This window comes from Pseudomonas sp. P39-UII1 (assembly GCF_039672635.1).
Taxonomy (GTDB): domain Bacteria; phylum Pseudomonadota; class Gammaproteobacteria; order Pseudomonadales; family Pseudomonadaceae; genus Aquipseudomonas.
Genome location: NZ_JBDFPP010000053.1, coordinates 1 through 1,061, shown reverse-complemented (window position 1 = coordinate 1,061; position 1,061 = coordinate 1). Strand labels below are relative to the sequence as shown.

Sequence of the window (1,061 nt, the reverse complement as noted above, 5' to 3'; positions counted from 1 at the left end):
TGGCTGTGGAGCCTGATTCGGTTGTATCGCATGAAGAAGCTGGTCATATCCTGCCTGGCTTCATCAATTTCCTTGTAACCTTTGCTGGGCACCCACTCTGACTTCAGCGTCCCAAAGAAGCGTTCTGTTGGTGCGTTGTCCCAGCATTGCCCTCTACGGCTCATGCTTTGTGTTATCCCGTGCTCTAACAGCTCGGATTGGAAGCGCTGACTGGTGTATTGGCAGCCTTGATCCGAGTGGAACATCAAGCCTGCATGTTTACCTCGAACGCCCACCGCCATCCTCAGTGCCTTGCTGACCAGGGTGGCGTCGTTGATCAGCGAAAACGCCCAACCAATGATCCGGCGGGCGAACAAATCAATGACTACTGCCAGGTGATACCAGCGTTTCCCGACCATCAAGCTGGTAACGTCGCCGCACCAGACTTGGTTGATGGCTGTTGGCTCAAAGTTACGTTCGAGCAGATTCTTGGCCACATATGCCTCGACACCCTTGGAGCGATACTGATGCCGGCGGCGCTGCCTGCTGGCCAGGTTTGCCTCCTCCATGAGCTTTCGGGCCAGATACCGCCCCACCTTGAAATCCTGGGCTTTCAGGCACTGAGAGATCATCCTCGCGCCCGCACTTCCCCGGCTTTCGACGTGCAGTTGAACGACTTTTTCTCTGAGCCCGTTGCGCTTGGTATTCGGGGCCGAACGGCGGCGAAGCCAGTCATAAAACGCGCTGCGGGAAACGCTCAGCGCACTGCAAAGCAGGCTGGTCGGATACAGGCCTGACTCTCTCAGTTCCTCGATCAGGAAAAACGATCGGGATCCGACATCAAGAGAGCCGTAGCCTTTTTTAATATTTCGGCCTCGGTCTCCAGGCGCTTAACTTTGGCCCGCAGCTCCTGGAGCTCTCGCTGTTCGTCGCTGATTGCCTTGGTACCTGCTACTGGCTGGCCCTTCTGACGCTCTTTGCGAACCTGATCAACCCAGCGGCGCAGCGCCGTAGGGCCGACCTCCATCGACGCACAAACATCTGGAATCGAGCCGTTGTCATCAAGAACCATGCTGGCAGCA

At 56.6% G+C, this 1,061-nt stretch carries 2 protein-coding genes; both read right to left on the bottom strand.

Features of this window, described 5'->3' with window-relative positions; translation table 11 throughout:
• Positions 1-755 (bottom strand): IS3 family transposase (locus ABEH27_RS25665; protein ID WP_346616246.1); only part of this gene is annotated, 755 nt, incomplete at its 3' end.
• A 38-nt stretch (positions 756-793) separates the two neighbouring features.
• Positions 794-1,061: transposase (locus ABEH27_RS25660; RefSeq protein ID WP_346616245.1), on the bottom strand; the 268-nt coding region annotated here is incomplete at its 5' end.